Here is a 21,395-nt window from a genome sequence, read left to right on the forward strand (position 1 = left end):
CTGCGGCGTCAGACGGCGAGCTGGTCATTGCGCTTCAGCCAGCGGAAGTAGAAGGAGGTGAAGACGGTGAGGACGGACAGCAGCAGTACGCCGTACGCGGCGGACTGGGCGAAGTCGCGCGGCTGCTGCCCGAAGCCCAGGTAGTAGGCCCAGGTGACGAGGATCTGGGCGTCGGGCGCGCTGGTGGGGCCGAACAGCAGGAAGATGATCGCGAACTGGTTGAACGTCCATATGACGCCGAGCAGCACCACGGTGGAGCTGACCGAGCGCAGGCCCGGCAGGGTGACGTGCCGGAAGCGCTGCCAGGCGCTCGCGCCGTCCATCTCGGCGGCCTCGTAGAGCGAGGAGTCGATGGACTGCAGGCCGCCGAGCAGGGAGAGCATCTGGAACGGCACGCCGCACCAGGTGTTGACCATGATCGCGGCGAACCGCTGCCAGAAGGTGTCCTCCAGCCACTGCGGCTGGGGCAGGTGCAGCGCGTGGAGGGCCTGGTTGAGCACGCCGGAGTCGGAGAGCATGATCCGCCAGGAGAACACGGTGACGAAGGTCGGCACGGCCCAGGGCAGGACCAGCAGCACCCGGTAGAGGGTGCGGCCGCGCAGCTTCTCGTTGAGCATCAGCGCGAGGCCGAGGCCGATGGTGTAGTGCAGGGTCACGCAGGCGACCGTCCAGAAGACGGTCCACAGGAAGTGCGACCAGAACCGGTCGTAGGACAAGGGGCCGAACAGGATGTCCTTGTAGTTGTCGAGCCCGATGAACCGGTACGTGGCGTCGATGTGGTTGACGCCGATGGTGCGCGCCGAGTTGAGGCTGTTGGCGTCGGTCAGGGTCAGGTAGAAGCCGCGTATCAGCGGGTAGCCCACGATGACGCCGAGCACGAGGACCACCGGTGCGATCATCGCGTAGGCGTACCAGTGCTTGCTGAATCCGTGTCTGACGCGCTGCCCCAGCCCGGGCCGGGGCGCGCGGTCACCGCGGCGCTCGCCGGTCGCGCGGTCGATGGCGACTGTCATGGTTCGACAACCTTCTCAAGGGCCTGTGGATCAGGGGACGGGCTGGGGCACGGGCCGGTGGCCGCCGGATCTCTCCCCCCCCTGTAGGGATCCGACGGCCACGCGGGGTCACTTGCCGAAGTCGGGCACCAGCTTGGTGATGGCGACCTCGGCGTTGCCCAGGCCCTTGTCCAGCGACTCCTTGCCACCGGCGATCTTGGGGAGCTCGATGTCCAGCGGCCCCCACAGGGAGCTGTACTCGGGCAGCGCCGGGCGCGGCTGGGCGGCGGCGAGGACGCCCTGGTAGCCGGCGATACCGGGGTCGGCCTTGACCTGGGCGGTGTAGGCGTCGTCCCGTGTGGGCAGCGTGGAGTTCTTCAGGGCGATGGCCGACTGGGACTTCGCCGAGGTCATGAAGTTCACGAACTTCAGCGCCGCTTCCTGGTGGGCCTTGTCCGAGCCGGCGTAGACGGACAGGTTGTGGCCTCCGGTCGGGGCGCCCGCCTTGCCGGTGGAACCGGCCGGGACGGTCGCGATGCCGAGGTTGGACTTGTCCTTGAAGGCGGAGCCCTTGTAGAAGTTCGTGATCTCCCAGGGGCCCTGGATGATCGCGGCGACCTTGCCGTTGACGAAGGCGTCCTGGATGTGGGCGTAGGCGTCGGCCGTGGTGTCGGCCTTGTGCAGGCCCTTGCCGGAGAAGAGGCCGAGCCAGGTGCCGTAGGCCTTCTTCGCGGCGGCGGAGTCGACGGTGATCTTCTTGGCGGAGGCGTCGACGGTGTCGGTGCCCTCGCCGTAGAGGAAGGTCTGCGCGTAGTAGGCCTGGGTGGAGCCCCAGTAGCCGTCGACACCGGTCCTGGCCTTGACCTTGGCGGCGTCCGACCTCAGCTCGTCCCAGGTCTTGGGGGCCTCGGTGACGCCGGCCTTCTTGAACAGGGCCTTGTTGTAGACGAGCGCCAGGGTGTCGGTGACCAGCGGCACGCCGTACGTCTTGCCGTCGTACTGCGCCTGGGTGATCAGGCTGGACTTGAACTTGTCCTTGTCCGCGAGGGCCTCGGTGCCGTCCAGCGGCAGGAAGTAGCCCTTCTTGGCGAAGGCGGGGGTCCAGCCGACCTCGGAGCGCAGGATGTCCGGGGCGCCCTGAGAGCCGGCGGCGGTGTCGAACTTGTTCTGCGCCTGGTCGAAGGGCACGTTGACGTACTTGACCTTGATGTTCTTGTGGGCGGCCTCGAACTGCTTGATCAGGGCCTGGTACGTCGGCGCCTCATTGGTGGCGTTGGAGGTGTCCCACCATGTGAGGGTCACCGGGCCGTCCGACTTTCCGCTGTCGCCGTCGCTCCCACCGCACGCCGTCGCCGTGAGGGCGAGGGACGCCACCAGCGCGGAGGCCGCTATGCCACGCCGCATGAGTTCTCCTTGAGGGTTGAGCCCGCGTGCCGCGGGGGGGCGGTCCCGTCCGCCACCCCTGCCGTCTTGCCGACTGCGCCGTTCCGGGCGGCCGGGCGACTGGGAAAGTAACAGCGATGCAAGCGCCGCGAAAGACCTTGCAGCAAAAAAATGCAAGACGGTGGGCGGGTTACCGTGTCGTGACCTGTCCTCGACCCGCTCGCAACCGGGTTTCCGGGCCGCTCAGCGGGGAGGGGGACACTTGTGCAAGACTCTGCAAGCTCTTTCCACGCGAGGCCGACCAGAAGGACGAGGGAGCGCGATGACGCAGCAACCGGCAGCGGGCCGTCCGACCGCCCGTGCACGGCGTCCGATCGGTGGGCAAGGCGATTCCAGGCCGGTACAGTCCATGCCTGTGACCACACGGCTTGCGGACATCGCTGCGCAGGCGGGGGTGAGCGAAGCGACCGTCAGCCGCGTCCTCAACGGGAAGCCGGGCGTCGCCGCCACCACCCGTCAGTCCGTGCTCGCCGCGCTGGACGTGCTCGGCTACGAGCGCCCGGTCCGGCTGCGGCAGCGCAGCGAGGGCCTGGTGGGCCTGATCACCCCTGAGCTGGAGAACCCGATATTCCCCGCCCTGGCGCAGGTCATCGGCCAGGCGCTGACCCGGCAGGGCTACACACCGGTGCTGGCGACCCAGACCCCGGGCGGGTCGACGGAGGACGAGCTGACCGAGATGCTCGTCGACCGGGGGGTCGCCGGGATCATCTACGTCTCCGGACTGCACGCGGACACCACCGCCGACATGGAGCGCTACGAGCGGCTGCGGGCACAGGGTGTGCCGTACGTGCTGGTCGACGGCTTCTCGCCGAAGGTGCAGGCGCCGTTCATCTCCCCCGACGACCGGGCGGCGATGACCCTGGCGGTGACCCACCTGGTCTCGCTGGGCCACACCCGGATCGGCCTGGCACTCGGACCGAAACGGTTCGTCCCGGTGCAGCGCAAGATCGAGGGCTTCGTGCGCGCCATGCAGGACCAGCTGGGCCTGGGCGCCGAGGCCGTCGAGTCGGAGCTCGTGCAGCACTCCCTCTACACGCTGGAGGGCGGCCAGGCCGCCGCCACCGCGCTGATCGACCGGGACTGCACGGCCGTGGTCTGCGCCAGCGACATGATGGCCCTGGGCGCGATACGGGCCACCCGGCAGCGCGGCCTGCGGGTCCCCCAGGACGTGTCGGTGGTGGGTTTCGACGACTCCCCGCTGGTCGCGTTCACCGACCCGCCGCTGACCACCATCCGCAAGCCGGTCCCGGCGATGGGCCAGGCGGCGGTGCGGACGCTGCTGGAGGAGATCGGCGGGACCCCCGCGCCGCACAGCGAGTTCGTGTTCATGCCGGAACTGGTGGTACGCGGGTCGACCGCGTCGGCCCCCGGGGACCGGAAACGCCCCTAGGGCGACCGGACCGACCTCGGTGGCCCGGGACCCCGAGTGCCCTCGTTGTACGACGCGCGAACGGGGCACGGCCGCGCGATGATCCGACCTTGACCGCTTTTCTGGCAGACTCTGTGCCTATGGGCGATTCGACCGTGACTGAGCCGGAAGGTCGCGAACAGAAGACCGTTCCGCACCCTGTCACGGACGGAGTGGCCGCCGGTGTGCTCCGCCGGATGCGCGTTCCGCGCCACCCCCGGCTGTGGTTCGAGATGCTGCTCATCACGGTCAGTTACTGGACGTACTCGATGGTCCGCAACGCGGTTCCGGAACAGCGCGGTGAGGCACTGCGCAACGCCGACTGGATCTGGCAGCTGGAGCACCGCCTCGGGGTCGCCGTCGAGCAGTCCGTCAACCAGACCGTGAACGCGGTGAACTGGCTGATCGTGGGCATGAACTACTACTACGCGACGCTGCACTTCGCGGTGACGCTGGGCGTGCTGGTATGGCTCTACCGCAGGCATCCGGGCCGGTACGCGGCGGCCCGGACGGTGCTGTTCGCGACGACGGGCGTGGCCCTGCTCGGCTACTACCTGTTCCCGCTCGCCCCGCCCCGGCTGATGCGCGGCGGCGGCTTCGTGGACACGGTGGCGATCCACCAGACCTGGGGGTCGATGGCCTCCGGCGACCTGAAGCACATGTCGAACCAGTACGCGGCGATGCCGTCGATGCACATCGGCTGGTCCCTGTGGTGCGGGCTGGCCCTCTTCGCGCTGGCGGGAGTGCCGTGGGTGCGCGTGCTGGGGGTGCTGTACCCGGCGGCGACGCTGCTGGTGATCGTCGCCACCGCCAACCACTTCTGGCTCGACGCGGTCGGCGGCGCCCTGTGCCTGGGCTTCGGCCTCACGGCGGCCCGGGTCTGGTACGGGTCCCTGCCCCACACCCTGCCACGGGTGACCCGGGCCCGGACGGCGCCCGAGCCGGTACCGGCCGGCGAGGCGTGAGGCGGCCCTCGCGGACTCGGCCCCCGCGGACCCAGCCCCCGCGGACCCAGCCCACACGGACCCAGCCCACACGGACTCAGCCCTCGTAGAAGAGTTCCTCCACCACTCCCCGCGCCCGGCGCGCCGTACGGCGGTACGCGTCGAGCATGTCGCCGGCGCGCCCCTCGCCGTAGCCCAGGTAGCGGCCGACGGCGGCGAGCTCGCGGGCGTCGGAGGGGAAGGTGTCGCCGGCCCGCCCGCGGACCAGCATGACGGCGTTGCGCACACGGGTCGCGAGGACCCAGGCCTCGTCGAGGGTCTCGGCGTCCTCGGCCGGGATGAGTCCGGCGTCGCGGGCGGCGGCGATGGCCGCCCGGGTACGGGTGGTGCGCAGCCCGGACTCGCGGCGGCCGTGCCGGAGCTGCAGCAGCTGCACGGTCCACTCGACGTCGGACAGCCCGCCGGGCCCGAGCTTGGTGTGCAGCTTCGGGTCGGCGCCGCGCGGGAGGCGTTCGGACTCCATGCGCGCCTTCAGCCGGCGGATCTCGCGCACGGCCTCCTCGCCGAGGCCCTGCTCCGGGTAGCGCAACGGGTCGACCAGCTCGATGAAGCGGCGGGCGAGGTCCTCGTCCCCGGCGACCGGCTCGGCCCGCAGCAGCGCGTGCGACTCCCAGGTCAGGGACCAGCGGCGGTAGTAGGCCTCGTAGGACTTCAGGGTGCGCACCAGCGGTCCGGACTTGCCCTCGGGGCGCAGGTCGGCGTCGATGAGCAGGGGCGGGTCGGCGCTGGGCAGCTGGAGCAGGCGGCGCATCTCGGCGACGACCTTGTTCGCGGCGTCCGCGGCCTCCCGTTCGTCCACGCCGTCCTGCGGTTCGTGCACGAACAGGACGTCGGCGTCGGAGCCGTAGCCCAGCTCGTGCCCGCCGAAGCGGCCCATGCCGATGATCGCGAACCGGGTGGGCAGGGTGTCGCCCCAGCCCTCGCGGACCACCGCGCGCAGGGTGCCGGCGAGGGTGGCCGCCGTGAGGTCGGAGACGGCGCCGCCGACCCGGTCCACCAGCGCGCCCTGGTCGGGCTCGGCCGGGTTGGCCTCGGTGCCGTAGGAATCGACGATGTCCGCGGCGGCCGTGCGGAACAGCTCCCGGCGGCGGACGCCGCGGGCCGCGGTGACGCCCTGGGCGGCGCTGCCGGCACGGCCCACGGCGGCGAGGATCTCCTGCTCGAGGTGGGCGCGGGAGCGCGGTTCGAGGCCGCCGCCGTCGCCGTCGCCGAGCAGGGCGACCGCCTCGGGGGCGCGCATCAGCAGGTCGGGGGCGAGACGGCCGGCCGACAGGACGCGGGCCAGGTTCTCCGCCGCCGCGCCCTCGTCCCTGAGCAGCCGCAGGTACCAGGGGGTCTTGCCGAGGGCGTCGGAGACCTTGCGGAAGTTGAGCAGGCCGGCGTCCGGGTCCGCGGAGTCGGCGAACCAGCCGAGCAGGACGGGGAGCAGGGTGCGCTGGATGGCGGCCTTGCGGGTGACGCCGGATGCCAGGGCCTCCAGGTGGCGCAGTGCGGCGGCGGGGTCGGCGTAGCCGAGGGCGACCAGGCGTTCCCGGGCCGCCTCCGGGCTGAGCCGGGCCTCGCCCGGGGCGAGCTGGGCGACGGCGTCCAGCAGGGGCCGGTAGAAGATCTTCTCGTGCAGCCGGCGGACGACGGCCGCGTGCCGCTTCCACTCACGGTTGAGCTCGGCCACCGGGTCGGCGCGCAGACCGAGGGAGCGGCCGAGGCGCCGCTGGTCCGCCTCGTCCTCGGGGACGAGGTGGGTGCGGCGCAGCCGGTAGAGCTGGATGCGGTGCTCCATGGAGCGCAGGAAGCGGTAGGCCTCGTCGAGCTGCACGGCGTCCGCCCGGCCGACGTAGCCGCCGGCCGCGAGGGCCTGGAGGGCGTCGAGGGTGGTGCCGCTGCGCAGCGACGGGTCGGTGCGGCCGTGCACCAGCTGCAGCAGCTGCACGGCGAACTCGACGTCCCTGAGGCCGCCGGGGCCCAGCTTCAGCTCGCGCTCGACCTCGGCGGCGGGGATGTTCTCCACCACGCGGCGGCGCATCTTCTGCACGTCGGCGACGAAGTTCTCACGCTCCGCGGCCTTCCAGACCAGGGGTTCGACGGCAGCGACGTACTCCTCCCCCAGATCGAGGTCCCCGGCCACCGGGCGGGCCTTGAGCAGGGCCTGGAACTCCCAGGTCTTGGCCCAGCGCTGGTAGTAGGCGAGGTGGCTGCTCAGCGTCCGCACCAGCGGACCGTTTCTGCCCTCGGGCCGGAGGTTGGCGTCCACGGGCCAGATCGAGCCCTCGACGGTCGTCTCGGAACAGATCCGCATCATGTGCGAGGCGAGCCGGGTGGCGGACTTCAGGGCCTTGCCCTCGTCGACGCCGTCGGCGGCCTCGGCCACGAAGATGACGTCGACGTCGGAGACGTAGTTCAGCTCGTGGCCGCCGCACTTGCCCATCGCGATCACCGCGAGCCGGCACGCCTGGGCGTCGGCGGGCGCGGCGGCACCGGCCAGGGCGAGGGCGGCGCGCAGGGTGGCCGTGGCCAGGTCGGCGAGTTCGGCGGCGGTCTCGGCGACGTCCGTGGTGCCGCACACGTCGCGGGCGGCGATGGACAGCAGGCAGCGGCGGTAGGCGACGCGCAGGGACACGGGGTCGGTGGCCTCGGCCAGCCCGCGCTCGAACTCCTCCACCCCCGGGTGCAGGTCCCTGGGTTCGTAGGTGACGAGGGCCTGCCAGTCGTGCGGATGCCTGGCGAGGTGGTCGGCGAGCGCGGCGGACGCGCCGAGCACGCCCAGCAGCCGGTCCCGCAGCGGCTTGGCCGCTATGACGGTGTCCAGCAGCTCCCGGCCCTGCTGCGCCTCCAGCAGCCGTACGAGTCCCAGCAGCGCCAGATCGGGGTCGGCGGTCGCGCCCAGCGCCTCCAGCAGCACCGGGTCGTTCCGCACGGCCGCCAGTTCGGCGCTGTCCAGCAGCCGCTCGGCGGCCGACGGATCGGTGAAGCCGTGCCGCAGCAGCCGCGTGAAGGTACTGCTTCTGCGCCCCGGCCCCGCCATCCCCGGCCTCCCTCGGATCAAGGTCGTACTGGCCAGAGCCTAACCGGAGTCCCCGCCACGTGCCCCGTCCCGGTCAGTGCGCGCTTCCTCGTACAGCCGCAGCAGGAGCCCGTGCAGTACGGCGGTCTCCTCGGCGCTGAGGGGCGCGAGGACCGTGTCCTGGACGGCCGTGGCGTCGGCCTGGAGACCGGCCAGGGTGCGCCTGCCGGCCGGTGTGACGGCCACCAGCACTCGGCGGCGGTCCGCGGGGTCGCGGTCCCGGGTGACGTCTCCGCGCCGGGTGAGTTCGTCGAGCAGCTTGGCCATGTCGCTGGTGTGGATGGCGAGCAGGTCGGACAGCTCGCGCTGGGCCCGCGGCCCGAAGTCGGCGAGCGCGGCGAGGGTCGCCATGTGCCACAGGCGCAGCCCCCTGGAGCCGAGGCGCTGCGCGAGTTCCCCTCGGGCGTGCTTGCCCACCTTGGACAGCAGATAGGTCGTGAGGGCGGTGAGGCTCGGGGGTGTACCGGACATGCGGCCCATTGTATGGTCACCACCAATCGTTGGTCGCAACCTACGAATAGGAACCCTGATGGACGCCCTGCACCCCCGCCTGCTCGTCACCCGGTTCACCGACTGCTTCCGGTTCTACGACGCCGTCCTGCCCGAGCTGACCGGCGCCGAGCTCGTCCAGGGCGACGAGCAGGGGCCGTACGCGCACTGGGACGTCCGCGGCGAGGGCGCCGTGACGCTGTTCGACCGGGCGGCGATGGCCGAGGTGGCGGGAACCGCGAACCTGCCGGCGTCCGCGCCCGCCCCGTCCCAGGACGCGGTCATGCTGGTCACCCGGGTCGACGACGTCGACACCGCCCATGCTCTCTGCCTGTCCCACGGCGCCCACGCCGTCACGGCCCCGGCGGCCCGCCCGGAATGGGGCCCGACCCTGCGCACCGCACATGTCCGCGATCCGGAGGGCAACCTGCTGGAACTGCAGTCGTACTGAGCCGCGGCCCCCCGGGCCCATGTCAGTGCCGGCCAGCATTACTCAGCCCGTCTGGGGGTGCCCCCTCTGGGGGAGTTTGAGGACGAGGCCGTTCAGGCCGAAGGGGGGTCCAGGGGCCGCAGCCCCCTGGCGGGGTCGAAGGGGCGGAGCCCCTGGGGACGGGAAGGGCAGGGGCGGGGGGCGAGAAACGCCCGGCCCGGCCGCACGCACCGGTCAGCTCCCCGCCCCGCCCCCACCCACCGCCGCCGGCGCCCGCCGCACCTGGTGGGGCAGCGCCGCCGACACCAGCAGCCCCCGCATCATCGCGGCCGCCCGGACCGCCGCGTCGGCGCAGCAGTTGTTGAACAGCAGGTGCAGCCGGTCCGTGCGTTCGGCCAGGGACCGCACCGCGGGCAGCCACTCCGCCAGCTCCCGCTCGGTGTACTCGTGCCGGAAGCGGTCCTCCTTCGTACCCGTCCCCCACTGCGGACTGCGCCCGTGGAACCGGACGACGCCGAGCCGCCGCGCCGCCACGGGCACGACCGGCGGCATCGAGGTGGGCAGCCCCTGCACCGTGTCGACGGCCACGGCCGCCGCGTCCAGGTCCGCGAGCAGCGCGACGGTGGACGCCTCGCGGTCGGGTCGCCACCACCCCGGGTGCCGGAACTCCACGGCGAACGGCCACCCCCGGGCCCGTTCCCGGCACCGCCCCAGGAACGCCTCGGCCTCCGCCCCGGGAGCGAGCGACGGCGGGAACTGGAACAGCAGGGTGCCCAGGCGCCCCGCCTGCCGCAGCGGCTCCAGCGCCTCGGCGTACCGCGCCCACACCTCGTCGAGCAGACCCGGATCGGCCTCGGCCGACCACCGCCGGGCCAGCGCGGGCCGTAAGTCGGCGGGCAGCGCCGCCGGCCGCGTCGGATGCCCCGTGAGCAGGGAGAACGCCTTGACGTCGAAGACGAAGCCGTCCGGGGTGCGCTCCACCCACAGCCCGCTGGTGCGCGCACTGGGCAGCGCGTAGTACGCGGAGTCCGCCTCCACCACCGGGAACTGCTCGGCGTAGTACCGCAGCCGCCCCTCGGCGTCGCGCCGCCCGCGCGGATACCACCCGCTCGTCACCAGCGCCCGGTCCGTCCAGGAGCACGTCCCCACCAGAATCTCCGCCATGCGTCCGTGGGTACCCAGGAGCGTGTTACCCAGAAGCACGCGAGTTCGCGGATTCCCGGAGGGGAGTTTGTCCTCGAACGTCCGGGCCGGTCAGTTCAGCAGGGCGGCCGTGAACGTCTGCCGGTGGTCCACCAGCCAGGTCTGCACACGGTCCCAGCGTTCCCATCCACCACGCTCGGCCAGCGCCTGGAGATAGACGGGGTCACCGTCGGCCACGCGGCGGGCGACGAAGGCCCGGCAGACCTCCGTGGCCTGCTCGACGACACCGGGCAACTCGGCGCGCTCCCCCGCCGAGAGGCCGTAGCCGTCGGCAAGGATCCGCAGCCGTGCGGCCGCGTCCAGCCCGGAGGGGTGGAGGGCGGCTGCCTATCCGGGATCGACCATGGGCACCCAGTAGCGGGCGGTCATGGCGATGTCCCAGAGGGGGCGGCCCGGGGCCGCCAAGTCGAAATCGATCAGGGCAGCGGCACGGCCGTCGCGGAAGACGACGTTCTCCGGGCACACGTCGTTGTGGCACAGCGTCGTTCCCCCCTCCGGGTCGGCCAGGTCCCGGGGCCACTCGGCACGGGTGTCGACCGCGATGGCCGCGCCGGCCTCATGCAGGCGCCGCAGCAGGCTCCCCACCGATGCGAGGGCAGCCTTCGTCATCGCCCAGTCCGGGAACGGCGGCAGAGCAACCTCGCCTGGGACGAAGGTCAGCTGCTCACGGCCGTCCGCGGTGAGACCGACAGGGGCCGGCGCCGCGTCGAAGCCGTGCTCCTTCAGCGCGAGGAGATAGGCATGCAGAGCGCGCGCGTTGCGCGGCGCCGGGCGCTCGACCAACGCATCCCGGCGGAGGACCGCCCCCGCGTTCGCCATCCCCCGACCAGCGCCTCACCTTCAGCTGTCATGACGATCACGCTAACGCCGGATGAGTTGTCCGGGGTCCGCGCGGTCGTGAATACGCGCGCCGGGTGTCGAGCAGGACGACCTGCTGCGGAGTGCGTTCGACGCCGGCGTCGCCGCGTTCGGCGGCCGGTCCCCGGAGTTGTCGACCCGTTACCGCTCCTGACTCACGAGTCGCGGGACGCGGGACGCGGCGTCGTCGCCGCGCCGCCATGGGGTCGCCGAGCATGCGACATGAGCCTGGAACGCCGGTCCGGTGTCCTCGCCCCTCCGGTACGGTTGACCTCGCCGACCGGACAGTCCCTCGGCATGCGTCTTTTCGTGGGGGCGGAGAGAAAGATGGACCGGGTACTGCTGGCCGATTTCCTCCGGGCGCGTCGTGGGGCGCTGCAGCCCGAGGACGTCGGGCTCCCGCGCAGTGCCCGTCGCCGCACCGGCGGACTGCGGCGGGAGGAGGTCGCCGCGCTGGCCGGTATGTCGGCCGACTACTACAGCCGGATCGAGCAGCGACGCGGTCCGATGCCCTCGGAGCAGATGCTCGCCGCACTCGCCCGGGCGTTGGACCTCAGCCTCAGTGAGCGGGAGTACCTGTTCGAGCTCGGCGGACACGCGGCGCCGCGGCGGGGCCCGGGCGACGATCATGTCAGCCCCACCATGAGGCGCATCGTCGAGCGGCTTTCCGACACCCCGGCACTGGTCTTCTCCCGTTTCGGCGAGACCCTGCTGCAGACTCCTCCGGCGGTCGCCCTGTTCGGCGACTACACCCGGTTCAGCGGCATGTCGCGCTACCTGGTGTACCGCTGGTTCACCGACCCGGCGCAGCGTGCCCTCTATCCCGCCGAGGACCACGAGCTGCGGGGCAGGGTCTTCACCGTGGAGATCCGGGTGGCGTACACGGCGGACCCCGAGGGCAGGGCCGGCGAGATCGTCGCGGCGCTGCTGGAAGTCAGCCCGGAGTTCGGCGAGGTCTGGCGGCGACACGAAATAGACGTCACCCACCACCACGACCTCAAGCGCTACCTGCATCCCGAGCTCGGCGAGCTGGAGATGTACGGCCAGCGTCTGGTGGACCCCGACGCGGCCCAGGAGCTGCTTGTGTTCTCCGCGGCGCCCGGCTCACCGAGTCAGGAGAAGCTCCAGCTCCTGGCCGCGGCGGTGAAGTAGCCCGCCGGCTTCCCGGTGTGCCGGGTGCGCTCGTGGTGCCCCGTCTCGCTCAGCCACGCCTCTGCCTCGACGCACCGTTAGACGCGGACAACTAGTCCCTGGGTAAGCAGGACCTTCATCCGGGTTCCGGTCGACGCGATGCTTGATCAGTCGCACACGGAAGTGGGCGACTGGGCACCTCCGGCTGTCGGCCTGCTCACACCACACGGTCCGTGCTTCGCATCCGAAGCACGCCACGGCCCAAAAGTGATTCAAATTTGAATCACATCTCGCAACGAAAGTCGAGGGATTCCGATGAAGGCAGTGCGTTTCCACGAGTACGGCGAGCCGGGCGTCCTGCGTCACGAGGACGTCGAGCAGCCCGTCCCCGGCGCCGGGCAGGTTCTGATCCGGGTTGCCGCGACATCGTTCAACGGCGTCGACGGCAACATCCGCGGGGGCTTCATGCAGGGTCCCATCCCGGTGACGCTGCCGCACACTCCCGGCATCGATGTCGCCGGCACGGTCGAAACGCTGGCTGCGGGCGTGACCGGCGTCCAGGTCGGTGACCGGGTCGTCGGTTTCCTGCCGATGACGGGCGACGGCGCGGCCGCGGAGTACGTGGTGGCTCCGGCCGGGATCCTGACGCCGGCGCCCGTCGGCATCCCGTTGGCCGATGCCGCCGCGCTGCCGCTGGTGGGTCTCACCGCCTGGCAGGCGCTGTTCGACCACGCGAAGCTGACGGCGGGACAGCGCGTGCTCATCAACGGCGCGGGCGGCGCGGTCGGCGGCTACGCCGTGCAACTGGCCAAGAACGCCGGCGCGTACGTGATCGCCACGGCCGGTCCGCGCAGCGCCGAGCAGGTCCGGGCGGCGGGCGCCGACGAGGTCGTCGACCACACCACCACCGAGGTCACCGCGGCGGTGACCGATCCGGTCGACGTCGTGCTCAACCTCGCGCCGATCGACCCGGCGCGGCTGGCCGCTCTGCTCACCCTGATCCGTTCCGGTGGAGTGCTGGTGAACACCACGGTGTGGATGCCCGCCCCCTCCGACGAGGAGCGCGGCGTGCGCGGCATCGACCTGTTCGTCGACAGCGACGCCGAGCAGCTGTCGCGGCTGGTGGCGCTGATCGACTCCGGCGAACTGCGCGTCGACGTGGCGCAGCGAGTGCCGCTGGCGGAGCTGGAGGCAGTCCACGTCCAGGCCGCCAAGGGCGAGCTGCACGGCAAGGTCGTCATCGTCGCACCGGCCGCCTGACACACCGTCACATCTGAGCAGGACAGTAAGGAAACAACCATGTCACTCTCACTGGATCCCGAGATCGCCCAGGCGCTGGCCCCGATGGCCGACGCGGGCCTCACGCCGCCGCCGGTGGGCGACATCGCGGGCCGCCGCGCCGTCTGGGAGCCGATCATCGACGCGGCGGGAACGGCCCAGCCGATCCCGGCCGACGTGCGGACCAGCGAGCACCACACGACTGCCGACGACGGTGCGCGGATCAGGCTGCGCTGGTACACCAAGGACGATGCGACGCCGGGCCCTGCGGTGCTGTTCTTCCACGGCGGCGGGTACATCTTCGGCCACATCGACCTCTTCGACGGGCCGGTCTCCCGCTATGTGTCCGCCAGCGGCGTGCCGATGCTGTCGGTCGAGTACCGCCGCGCCCCCGAACACCCCTTCCCGACGCCGCTCGAGGACGCATACACCGCGCTGCGCTGGCTGCACCGGCACGCGGATGAGCTGGGAGTCGACCCCGGCCGGATCGGCGTGATGGGTGACAGCGCCGGCGGCGGCATGGCCGCGGCCGTGTCGATCCTCGCCCGCGAGCGAGGAGGCCCGCGAATCGCCCGCCAGATCCTGCTCATGCCGATGCTCGACGACCGCACCACCGGACCCGACCCGCACATCGAGCCGTACCTGCTGTGGTCCTACGACGACAGCCGCACCGCCTGGCCGGCCCTGCTCGGCGACGCCGCCGGCGGGCCCGACGTCCCGGCCACGGCGGCCCCGGCCCGGCTCGAGGACGCCACCGGCCTGCCCCCGGCCTACATCGAGGTCGGCCAACTCGACGCCTTCCGCGACGAGGACACCGCCTACGCGACCAAGCTCAGCCGCGCCGGCGTACCCGTGGAGTTCCACCTGCACCCCGGCGCCCCGCACGAGTTCGACTCCATCGCCTTCGCATCCGACGTCGCCCGGCGCGCCGTCGCCGACCGCGTACGCGTCCTGAAGTCGCTCTGAACCTCGCTCCAGCACGAACGGAAAGATCACAGGAGGATTCCGATGTCCCACGACAACGTCATCACGGTGCTCGGCGCGACCGGCACCCAGGGCGGTGCGGTCGCGGCCGCGCTGCTGGCCGACGGCGGCTTCACCGTACGGGCGGTGACGCGCGACGCCGCCTCGCCGAGGGCGCGGACCCTGGCGGGGCGCGGCGCCCACGTGGTGGAGGCGAGCCTGACCGACGAGGACAGCCTGCGCCGGGCGTTCGACGGTGCGTACGGCGCGTTCCTCGTCACGCCGTACTGGGAGCATCGTTCGCCCGCCCGGGAGCTGGCCGAGGTGGAGAACCTCATCAGCGCGGCCCGGGCAGCCGATCTGCGGCACGTCATGTGGTCGACGCTCGAGGACACGCGGGAGGCGATCCCGGCCGACGACAACCGGATGCCGTTCATCGGCGACGGGTACCGGGTGCCGCACTTCGACGTGAAGGGCGGGGCCGCCGACGCCCTGTTCGCCAAGTCGGGCCTGCCCACGACGTACCTGCTGCTGTCCTTCTTCTGGGACAACCTGCTCACCCTCGCCAGACCGCAACGGGACCCCGACGGGACGCTCGCCCTGCACCTCCCGCTCGGTGACGCGGCCGTCGCGGGCGTCGCCTCCGACGACATCGGCCAGGTGGCGCTGCGTGTACTGCGGCAGCCGTCGGAGACGATCGGCGCCACCGTCCCCGTGGCCGGCGATCACCTGACCGGTGAACAGATGGCGGCGGCCCTCGCCACGGTGCTCGGCGAGCCGGTGGCCTACCGCCCGCCCAGCCACGACCAGTTCCGCGGCCTCGGCTTCCCCGGCGCCGATGAGCTGGGGAACATGTTCCAGTACTACGCCGAGTTCTCCGGGTCCTACCTCGGTCGCCGCGCCCGCGAAGCTACGCGCGCGTTCAACCCGGATCCCCTGAGCCTGACCGACTTCCTGGTCGCGCGTCGTGCCGAGCTCGAAGCCTGACCGGCAGCCCGGCGACTCGGAGGAATGTCCATGACCAGCGCCGACAACACCCCGCCGTTCAGTCCGCCCGGAACCCCGGCCTACGCGGAGGCGGGCGCCTCCTTCCAGCTCGCGGCACCGGTCGATCCGGCCGGGGCGTTCACCGCCCGCTCGATCGACGACGTCGTCCGCGCCGTCGCCGCCGCACGCCGGGCGGGCCGGGCGCTGCGGCTGAACACCACCGGCCACGCGATGGGCCGGACCGCCCCGTTGACCGGCTCGCTGCTGCTGCGTCCGCTCATCGACGCACCCGTCCGCGTCGATCCGGAAACCCGGACGGCCCGCGTACCCGCCGGCAGGACCTGGGGCGACGTCCTGCCCGAGGTGACCCGGTACGGGCTCACCGCCCTGCACGGCTCGTCCTGCGGTGTCGGCGTCATCGGCTACCTGCTAGGCGGCGGCATCAGCTTCTACGGCCGCCGTTTCGGCCTCGCCGCGAACTCGATCCGGTCCCTCACCGTCGTTCTGGCCGACGGCGAGGTCATCGAAGCGAGCACCACGCACCGCCCGGATCTGTTCTGGGCGCTGCGCGGTGGCGGCGGCGGGTTCGGCGTCGTCGTGGAGGCGGAGATCGACCTGGTCCCCATGCACCGCGTCCTCACGGGTATGGCGGTCTGGGACCGCGCCGACGCCGCCCGGCTCGCACCGGCCTGGCAGACGTGGGCGAGGAACGCCCCACCGGACATCACCACCAGCTTCCGCGTGCTGTCCCTCCCGCCGCTGCCCGTCCTCCCGCCGTACCTGGCAGGCAAGCGCGTGGTCGCCCTGGACGGCGCGGTGACGGTCTCGGCCGAGTCCGACCTGCCTGCCGCCCAGCGCGTCCTGGACGAGATGCTGTCCACGCTGTCCGCGATCGCCCAGCCCGTGGCGAACACGTGGGCGGTCGCCCCGCCGCAGGCCCTGCCGCTGACCCACATGGACCCGCTGCAACCGGTGCCCTTCGACTCGGACTCCGCGTTGGTCCACGAGATCGACGCGGCCGGCTGGGCGCACACGCTGGACGCGGGGCCGAGCCTGGTGGCGCTCGAACTGCGCCAGCTCGGCGGCGCCTTCGCCGTGGCCCCGCCGAACGGCGGCGTGCTCGGCCATCTGTCGGCACCGCTGCTCTATCACGGGGTCGGCCTGGCCGGCGAGGTGACCGCGAGGGACCTCAAGGCGGTACGAGCCGCCATCGGGCCCTTCCTGACGGGTTACACGGCGCCCAACTTCGTCGACCACTTCGCGCAGCCCCAACGTACGCACGACGACCACACCCGTGTCCGGGTGGAGCGCGTGCGCCTCGCCGTCGACCCGGCCGGCCTGTTCGCCGGCGATGTCGCGCCGACCCGTGACTGAGCCCGGACGTCATCCGCCTGCCCAGGGAAGTGGGCCCGCTTCCCCCGGCCGGCGGAGTACCGGCCGACCTCGCGGGACCCCAGCGGCCCGACCGGGACAGTTCACCCGGTCTTCACTCGCCGTGCCGGACACCGTGACGCGGGGTAGTGTTGACGTGCGCATGCTCTGTCAGCACCGCCAACCCCGCTCTCCCCCCCCCTCCGGAGGTTGATGTGTCCGGCAGTTCTGCCAAGTCCGCGTATCGCCGCGCCCGTACCGCGGTGGCGTCGGCAACCGCCTTCGCCGCTGCCGCGGTCGGCCTGTGGGCCGGGCTCGGCGGTGAGTCCGCGCACGCCGCGGGCGCCGTACCGACACCCGACCACGTGATCGTCGTGGTCATGGAGAACCACGCCTACAGCCAGGTCATCGGCTCCTCCAGCGCCCCGTACATCAACTCGCTCAAGACCGGCGGAGCCAACCTCACCCAGTCGTACGCCATCACCCACCCGAGCCAGCCGAACTACTACGCCCTCTTCTCCGGCTCCACCCAGGGCGTCACCGACGACAGCTGCGTCAATCCCGGCTTCTCCTCCGCCGCCAACCTCGCCTCCGAGGCCATCGCCGCGGGCCGCACCTGGGCCAGCTACAACGAGTCCCTGCCCAGCCAGGGCTCGACCACCTGCAGCAGCGGCAACTACGCCCAGAAGCACAACCCGTGGTTCGGCTTCGGCAACGTACCCACCTCGTCGGCGAAGACCTTCGCGCAGTTCCCGACCGACTACTCCACCCTCCCCCAGCTGTCCTTCGTGATCCCCAACCTGTGCAGCGACATGCACGACTGCTCGGTGTCCACCGGCGACACCTGGCTGAAGAACAACCTGGGCGCCTACGCCACCTGGGCCAAGACCCACAACAGCCTCCTGGTCGTCACCTTCGACGAGGACAACCGGCTCAGCGGCAACCGCATCCCGACCGTCCTCTACGGCCAGCCGGTGACCCCCGGATCGTCGTCCGCCACCACGTACAACCACTACGACCTGCTGCGCACCCTGGAGGACACCCAGGGCCTGACCGCGCACGCGGGCAACGCGGCCTCCGCCAAGGACATCACCGGGATCTGGGCGTCCTGAGGTGTACGTTGCGGACAGCCGCGCGAGTACACCCGACGCGCCGGCGTCCGCGAACGGCGCCGTCCGGCTCCCCGCCGGGCGGCGCCGTGCCGCGGTCGCCCCCACCGTGCTCGCGCTGGGCACGGTCAGCCTGGTCACCGACGTGTCGTCGGAGATGGTGACGGCGGTGCTGCCGCTGTACCTGGTGACGGGCCTGGGCCTGTCACCCCTGGGCTTCGGTCTCCTGGACGGCGTCTACAACGGCTTCTCGGCACTGGTCCGGCTCGCCGGGGGCCATCTGGCCGACCGGGGCGGGGGCCGCCACAAGTGGGTGGCGGGGCTCGGCTACGGCATCTCGGCACTGTGCAAGCCGCTGCTGCTGCTCGCCCACACCCTCACCCCCATCGGCCTGGTCCTGGCCGCCGACCGCACCGGCAAGGGCCTGCGCACCGCCCCGCGCGACGCGCTGATCTCCCTGTCGTCCACGCCCGAGACCCGCGGCCGGGCCTTCGGCGTGCACCGCGCGATGGACACCGCGGGCGCGCTGCTCGGCCCGCTGGTCGCCTTCCTGATCCTGCGGGCGACGGTGGACGGCTACGACGCGGTGTTCACGGTGAGCTTCTGCGTGGCGGTGCTCGGTGTCCTCGTCCTGGTGCTGTTCGTACCGGGAGGCGGGGGCCGGCCCACCGCGACCGGGGAACGCCCCACCCTGCGGGCCGCCCTCGGACTGCTCCGCCACCGCGACCTGCGCCGCATCACGATGTGCGCCCTGCTGCTGGGCCTGGCCACGGTCAGCGACTCCTTCGTGTACCTGCTGCTGCAGCGCAGGCTGGGCGTCCCGGACCGCTGGTTCGCACTGCTCCCACTGGGCACGGCGGCGGCCTTCCTGCTGCTCGCGATGCCGCTGGGCCGGCTGGCGGACCGGGTGGGCCGCTGGCGGGTCTTCGTCGCGGGCCACGGCGCGCTGCTCCTCGCGTACGGGCTGCTGCTCACGTCCTGGCACGGCGCGGTGCTGCCGTACGCGGTCCTCCTGCTGCACGGCACGTTCTACGCGGCCACCGACGGCGTCCTCATGGCGGCGGCCTCGGACAGCGTCCCCGAGGCCCTGCGCTCCTCGGGGCTGGCCCTGGTCCAGACGGGCCAGGCGCTGACCCGTTTCGCCTGCTCCCTCGGTTTCGGCGCGGCCTGGACGGTGTGGGGCGACCGCACGGCGCTGGCGGCGGCGACGGCGGCTCTGGCGGTCTGCGCGGCGTTCTCCTTCACCCTCCGCCCGAAAGGCACGGCAACGGCATGACGGTACGGAACCGCATCCTCGTACTGCTCGCGGCTCTTCTCGCACTCGCCGGGGTCGCCACGGCCTCCGTACTGCACGCGTCGGCCCGCGCGGACCGCCGCGACCGGACTCAGGCGGGCGGCCCTCGGGTCACCTCGGGCACGGTGACCCTCACGCGACCGGGCCGCATGGTGTTCCGCAACATGGCCTGGGGCCCGCACCGCGACGAGCTGACCACCGTCTCCGCCTCCGACCCGTCCGGCCCTCGCACCGCCTCGGGTGTCAAGTGCCTGCGTTTCTACGTCGCTTCGGGCACCGGCGTCTGCCTCCAGGCGGTGCACGGGGCGGTCTCGGACACGTACCGGGCGGTGATCCTGGACGCGCGTCTGAAGGTGACGGCCCATTACGACGTGCCCGGCATACCCTCCCGGGCCAGGGTCTCGCCGACCGGCCACTTCGCCGCCTGGACGGCCTTCGTCGGCGGCGACTCGTACGCGGGCACGAACTTCTCGACCCGCGCGGCGATCGTGGACACCCGCACGGGGAGGCTGATCCCGACCCTGGAATCCTTCCGGATCCTCGAGGACGGCCACACCTACCGGGCAGCGGACGTGAACTTCTGGGGCGTGACCTTCGCGTCCGACGACCGCACGTTCTACGCGACGTTGGCGACGAAGGGCACGACGTACCTGGTCCGGGGCGACCTGAAGGCCCGCACGGTCACCACCCTCCACACCAACGTGGAATGCCCGTCCCTCTCCCCCGACGGCACCCGCATCGCGTACAAGAAGCGCGTCCCCGGCCTCTCGAAGGACGCCCCCTGGCGCCTCTACGTCCTGGACCTCCGCACGATGCGCGAAACCCCGCTCGCCGAGACCCGCAGCGTCGACGACCAGGCGGTGTGGCGGGACGACCACACCCTGGTGTACGCCCTGCCGGGCGACTACGGGGCGGACCTGTACGAGATGCCGGCGGACGGCTCCGGCGCCCCTCACCGTCTGCTGACGTCCGGAGTGTCGCCCGCGTTCGTCCACTGACAGCGGCAGCAGCCGCAGGGTGTCACCCGATGGCGTGCCAACAGGTGCGTTCGCGTCACCGGGCGCCTCGCCCATGCCTAGCGTGAGCTACGTCGCGATACGACGCGTGGGACGGAGGGGTTCGGATGTCGGTGGACGGTGAAGCGGACGAGCCGGGGTGGGATGTCGACCCGGACGACGACTGGGGTGTGGCCGTGGTCGCCACGGTGGGGCGGCAGTTGAAGCTGCGGCGGGAGGCCGTGGGGATGCGGGCGGCCGAGTTCGGGGCGGCGGCGGGATACGGCGAGGACCTCGTCTACAAGATCGAGGGCGGGAGGCGGATCCCTCGGCCCGAGTACCTGGAGAAGGCGGACGAGGTGCTGGGGGCGGGTGGGTTGCTCGCCGCGATGAAGGAGGACGTGGCGAAGGTCCGGTACCCGAAGAAGGTCCGGGACCTGGCGAAGCTGGAGGCCAACGCCGTCGAGATCGGGCTGTACAGCAATCACAACATCCACGGCCTGCTTCAGACCGAGGAACACATGCGCGCACTGTTCGACGTCTGGCTTCCCGCCCACACGGAGGAGGACACCGAGCGCATGGTGGCCGCCCGGCTGGCCCGGCGCGCGGTCTTCGAGAAGTCACCGGCGGCGGCCCTCAGTTTCGTCCAGGAGGAAGTGACGCTCCGCCGTCCGGTCGGAGGCACAATGGTGTGGCGGCGACAGCTCCAACGCCTCCTGGAGTTGGGGAAGTTGCGGAACGTGTCGATTCAGGTGATGCCGACCGCCTCCGAGGACCATTTCGGGACGGGCGGATTGATCGAGGTGCTGAAGTTCCCCGACGGCACCGCGGTGGGGCGCTCCGACGGAGCGTTCTGCGGACGGCCGGTGACCGACCCCAAGCAGCTGAGGATCCTTGAGCTGCGCTATGGCATGATCCGCGCCCAGGCCCTCACGCCCCGAGAGTCGCGAGCCTTCATCGAGCAGATGCTGGGAGAGACATGATGCGCGATCTGAACTGGTTCAAGAGCAGCTACAGCAGCAGCGGGGACGGCAACGACTGCGTCGAGGTCGCCATAGCCCCCGGCACCGTCCGCGTCCGGGACTCCAAGCATCCCCGGGGCCCCCGCCTCACCGTGACACCCACCGCCTGGGCCGACTTCCTCTCCCTCACGGCAGACCGTCCTGATCCGTTGCTATGAGCGTTCCTGGGGGCGGCTTTCCTGGGAGTGCCCCAACAGCGGGCCCATGACGTTTCAGCCGTCGAAGAGGTGCGCGGCAGCCGAGTGACTGGGAGCACGTTCGATACACGCCCTACTACCATGCACTCATTCGACGATCGGACGATCACGGGTACGGGCATGCGGGCACGGCACGGGCGTCCAGGGGCGGGACACGGGG

General features: G+C 71.8%; 18 protein-coding genes and 1 pseudogene. 13 read left to right on the plus strand and 6 right to left on the minus strand.

The window, feature by feature from the left end; all coding sequences use genetic code 11:
- Positions 1-8: 8 nt before the first annotated feature.
- The gene (locus ACWC21_RS29075; RefSeq protein WP_450885974.1) at positions 9-1,013 is read right to left on the minus strand and encodes a carbohydrate ABC transporter permease; all 1,005 of its coding nucleotides are present in this window, start codon (positions 1,011-1,013) and stop codon (positions 9-11) included.
- Between the two features lie 108 nt (positions 1,014-1,121).
- A complete protein-coding gene (locus ACWC21_RS29080) occupies positions 1,122-2,396 on the minus strand; it encodes an extracellular solute-binding protein (RefSeq protein WP_450885975.1) in 1,275 nt (424 codons plus the stop codon).
- A gap of 394 nt (positions 2,397-2,790) precedes the next feature.
- On the opposite strand from ACWC21_RS29080, the gene ACWC21_RS29085 reads away from it, so the two are divergent.
- Together ACWC21_RS29085 and ACWC21_RS29090 are read left to right on the plus strand one after the other, a co-directional pair.
- Positions 2,791-3,825 (plus strand): LacI family DNA-binding transcriptional regulator, encoded by a 1,035-nt coding sequence (locus tag ACWC21_RS29085; protein ID WP_450885977.1) that lies wholly within the window; start codon positions 2,791-2,793, stop codon positions 3,823-3,825.
- Positions 3,826-3,944: 119 nt separating this feature from the next.
- The gene (locus tag ACWC21_RS29090) at positions 3,945-4,808 is read left to right on the plus strand and encodes a phosphatase PAP2 family protein (RefSeq protein ID WP_450885979.1); all 864 of its coding nucleotides are present in this window, start codon (positions 3,945-3,947) and stop codon (positions 4,806-4,808) included.
- Between the two features lie 76 nt (positions 4,809-4,884).
- On the opposite strand, the gene ACWC21_RS29095 is transcribed toward ACWC21_RS29090, so the two are convergent.
- Both ACWC21_RS29095 and ACWC21_RS29100 read right to left on the minus strand, forming a co-directional pair.
- Positions 4,885-7,869: a bifunctional [glutamine synthetase] adenylyltransferase/[glutamine synthetase]-adenylyl-L-tyrosine phosphorylase gene (locus ACWC21_RS29095; RefSeq protein ID WP_450885981.1), complete on the minus strand. Its 2,985-nt coding sequence runs from the start codon at positions 7,867-7,869 to the stop codon at positions 4,885-4,887.
- Positions 7,870-7,908: 39 nt separating this feature from the next.
- The gene (locus tag ACWC21_RS29100) at positions 7,909-8,379 is read right to left on the minus strand and encodes a MarR family winged helix-turn-helix transcriptional regulator (RefSeq protein ID WP_450885983.1); all 471 of its coding nucleotides are present in this window, start codon (positions 8,377-8,379) and stop codon (positions 7,909-7,911) included.
- Positions 8,380-8,437: 58 nt separating this feature from the next.
- Between ACWC21_RS29100 and ACWC21_RS29105 the strand changes: the two genes are divergently transcribed.
- Positions 8,438-8,848, plus strand: coding sequence for a VOC family protein (locus tag ACWC21_RS29105; protein WP_450885985.1), 411 nt, complete (start codon positions 8,438-8,440; stop codon positions 8,846-8,848).
- Between the two features lie 213 nt (positions 8,849-9,061).
- Here ACWC21_RS29105 and ACWC21_RS29110 read toward each other — a convergent pair whose 3' ends face one another.
- Both ACWC21_RS29110 and ACWC21_RS29115 read right to left on the minus strand, forming a co-directional pair.
- Positions 9,062-9,991, minus strand: a complete 930-nt coding sequence (locus ACWC21_RS29110) for a DUF72 domain-containing protein (protein WP_450885987.1) — start codon at positions 9,989-9,991, stop codon at positions 9,062-9,064.
- A gap of 90 nt (positions 9,992-10,081) precedes the next feature.
- A pseudogene (locus ACWC21_RS29115) lies at positions 10,082-10,881 on the minus strand (phosphotransferase).
- A 334-nt stretch (positions 10,882-11,215) separates the two neighbouring features.
- On the opposite strand from ACWC21_RS29115, the gene ACWC21_RS29120 reads away from it, so the two are divergent.
- The 10 genes from ACWC21_RS29120 (at position 11,216) to ACWC21_RS29165 (ending at position 21,196) form a co-directional block, all read left to right on the plus strand.
- A complete protein-coding gene (locus ACWC21_RS29120) occupies positions 11,216-12,040 on the plus strand; it encodes a helix-turn-helix transcriptional regulator (protein WP_450885988.1) in 825 nt (274 codons plus the stop codon).
- 294 nt (positions 12,041-12,334) lie between these two features.
- Positions 12,335-13,279 carry an NADP-dependent oxidoreductase gene (locus ACWC21_RS29125; protein WP_450885990.1) on the plus strand — a complete coding sequence of 315 codons (945 nt, stop codon included), beginning with the start codon at positions 12,335-12,337 and terminating at the stop codon, positions 13,277-13,279.
- 39 nt (positions 13,280-13,318) lie between these two features.
- A complete protein-coding gene (locus ACWC21_RS29130) occupies positions 13,319-14,263 on the plus strand; it encodes an alpha/beta hydrolase (RefSeq protein ID WP_450885991.1) in 945 nt (314 codons plus the stop codon).
- Between the two features lie 42 nt (positions 14,264-14,305).
- On the plus strand, positions 14,306-15,247 hold the full coding sequence (locus ACWC21_RS29135; RefSeq protein ID WP_450885993.1) for an NmrA/HSCARG family protein: 942 nt from the start codon (positions 14,306-14,308) through the stop codon (positions 15,245-15,247).
- A 30-nt stretch (positions 15,248-15,277) separates the two neighbouring features.
- A complete protein-coding gene (locus tag ACWC21_RS29140) occupies positions 15,278-16,621 on the plus strand; it encodes an FAD-binding oxidoreductase (protein ID WP_450885994.1) in 1,344 nt (447 codons plus the stop codon).
- 212 nt (positions 16,622-16,833) lie between these two features.
- Positions 16,834-17,730 (plus strand): alkaline phosphatase family protein, encoded by an 897-nt coding sequence (locus ACWC21_RS29145; RefSeq protein WP_450885995.1) that lies wholly within the window; start codon positions 16,834-16,836, stop codon positions 17,728-17,730.
- Position 17,731: 1 nt separating this feature from the next.
- Positions 17,732-19,003 (plus strand): MFS transporter, encoded by a 1,272-nt coding sequence (locus ACWC21_RS29150; RefSeq protein WP_450885996.1) that lies wholly within the window; start codon positions 17,732-17,734, stop codon positions 19,001-19,003.
- Complete coding sequence (locus ACWC21_RS29155; protein WP_450885997.1) at positions 19,000-20,019, plus strand: TolB family protein; 1,020 nt, start codon at positions 19,000-19,002, stop codon at positions 20,017-20,019. Before ACWC21_RS29150 ends, ACWC21_RS29155 begins: the two co-directional genes overlap by 4 nt.
- A 125-nt stretch (positions 20,020-20,144) precedes the next feature.
- A complete protein-coding gene (locus ACWC21_RS29160; RefSeq protein WP_450885998.1) occupies positions 20,145-20,999 on the plus strand; it encodes a helix-turn-helix domain-containing protein in 855 nt (284 codons plus the stop codon).
- Entirely contained in the window at positions 20,996-21,196 is a 201-nt protein-coding gene (locus ACWC21_RS29165) for a DUF397 domain-containing protein (protein ID WP_450886000.1), read from the plus strand. Before ACWC21_RS29160 ends, ACWC21_RS29165 begins: the two co-directional genes overlap by 4 nt.
- The last annotated feature ends 199 nt before the right edge of the window (positions 21,197-21,395 follow it).

Source organism: Streptomyces sp. NPDC001348 (genome assembly GCF_053597535.1).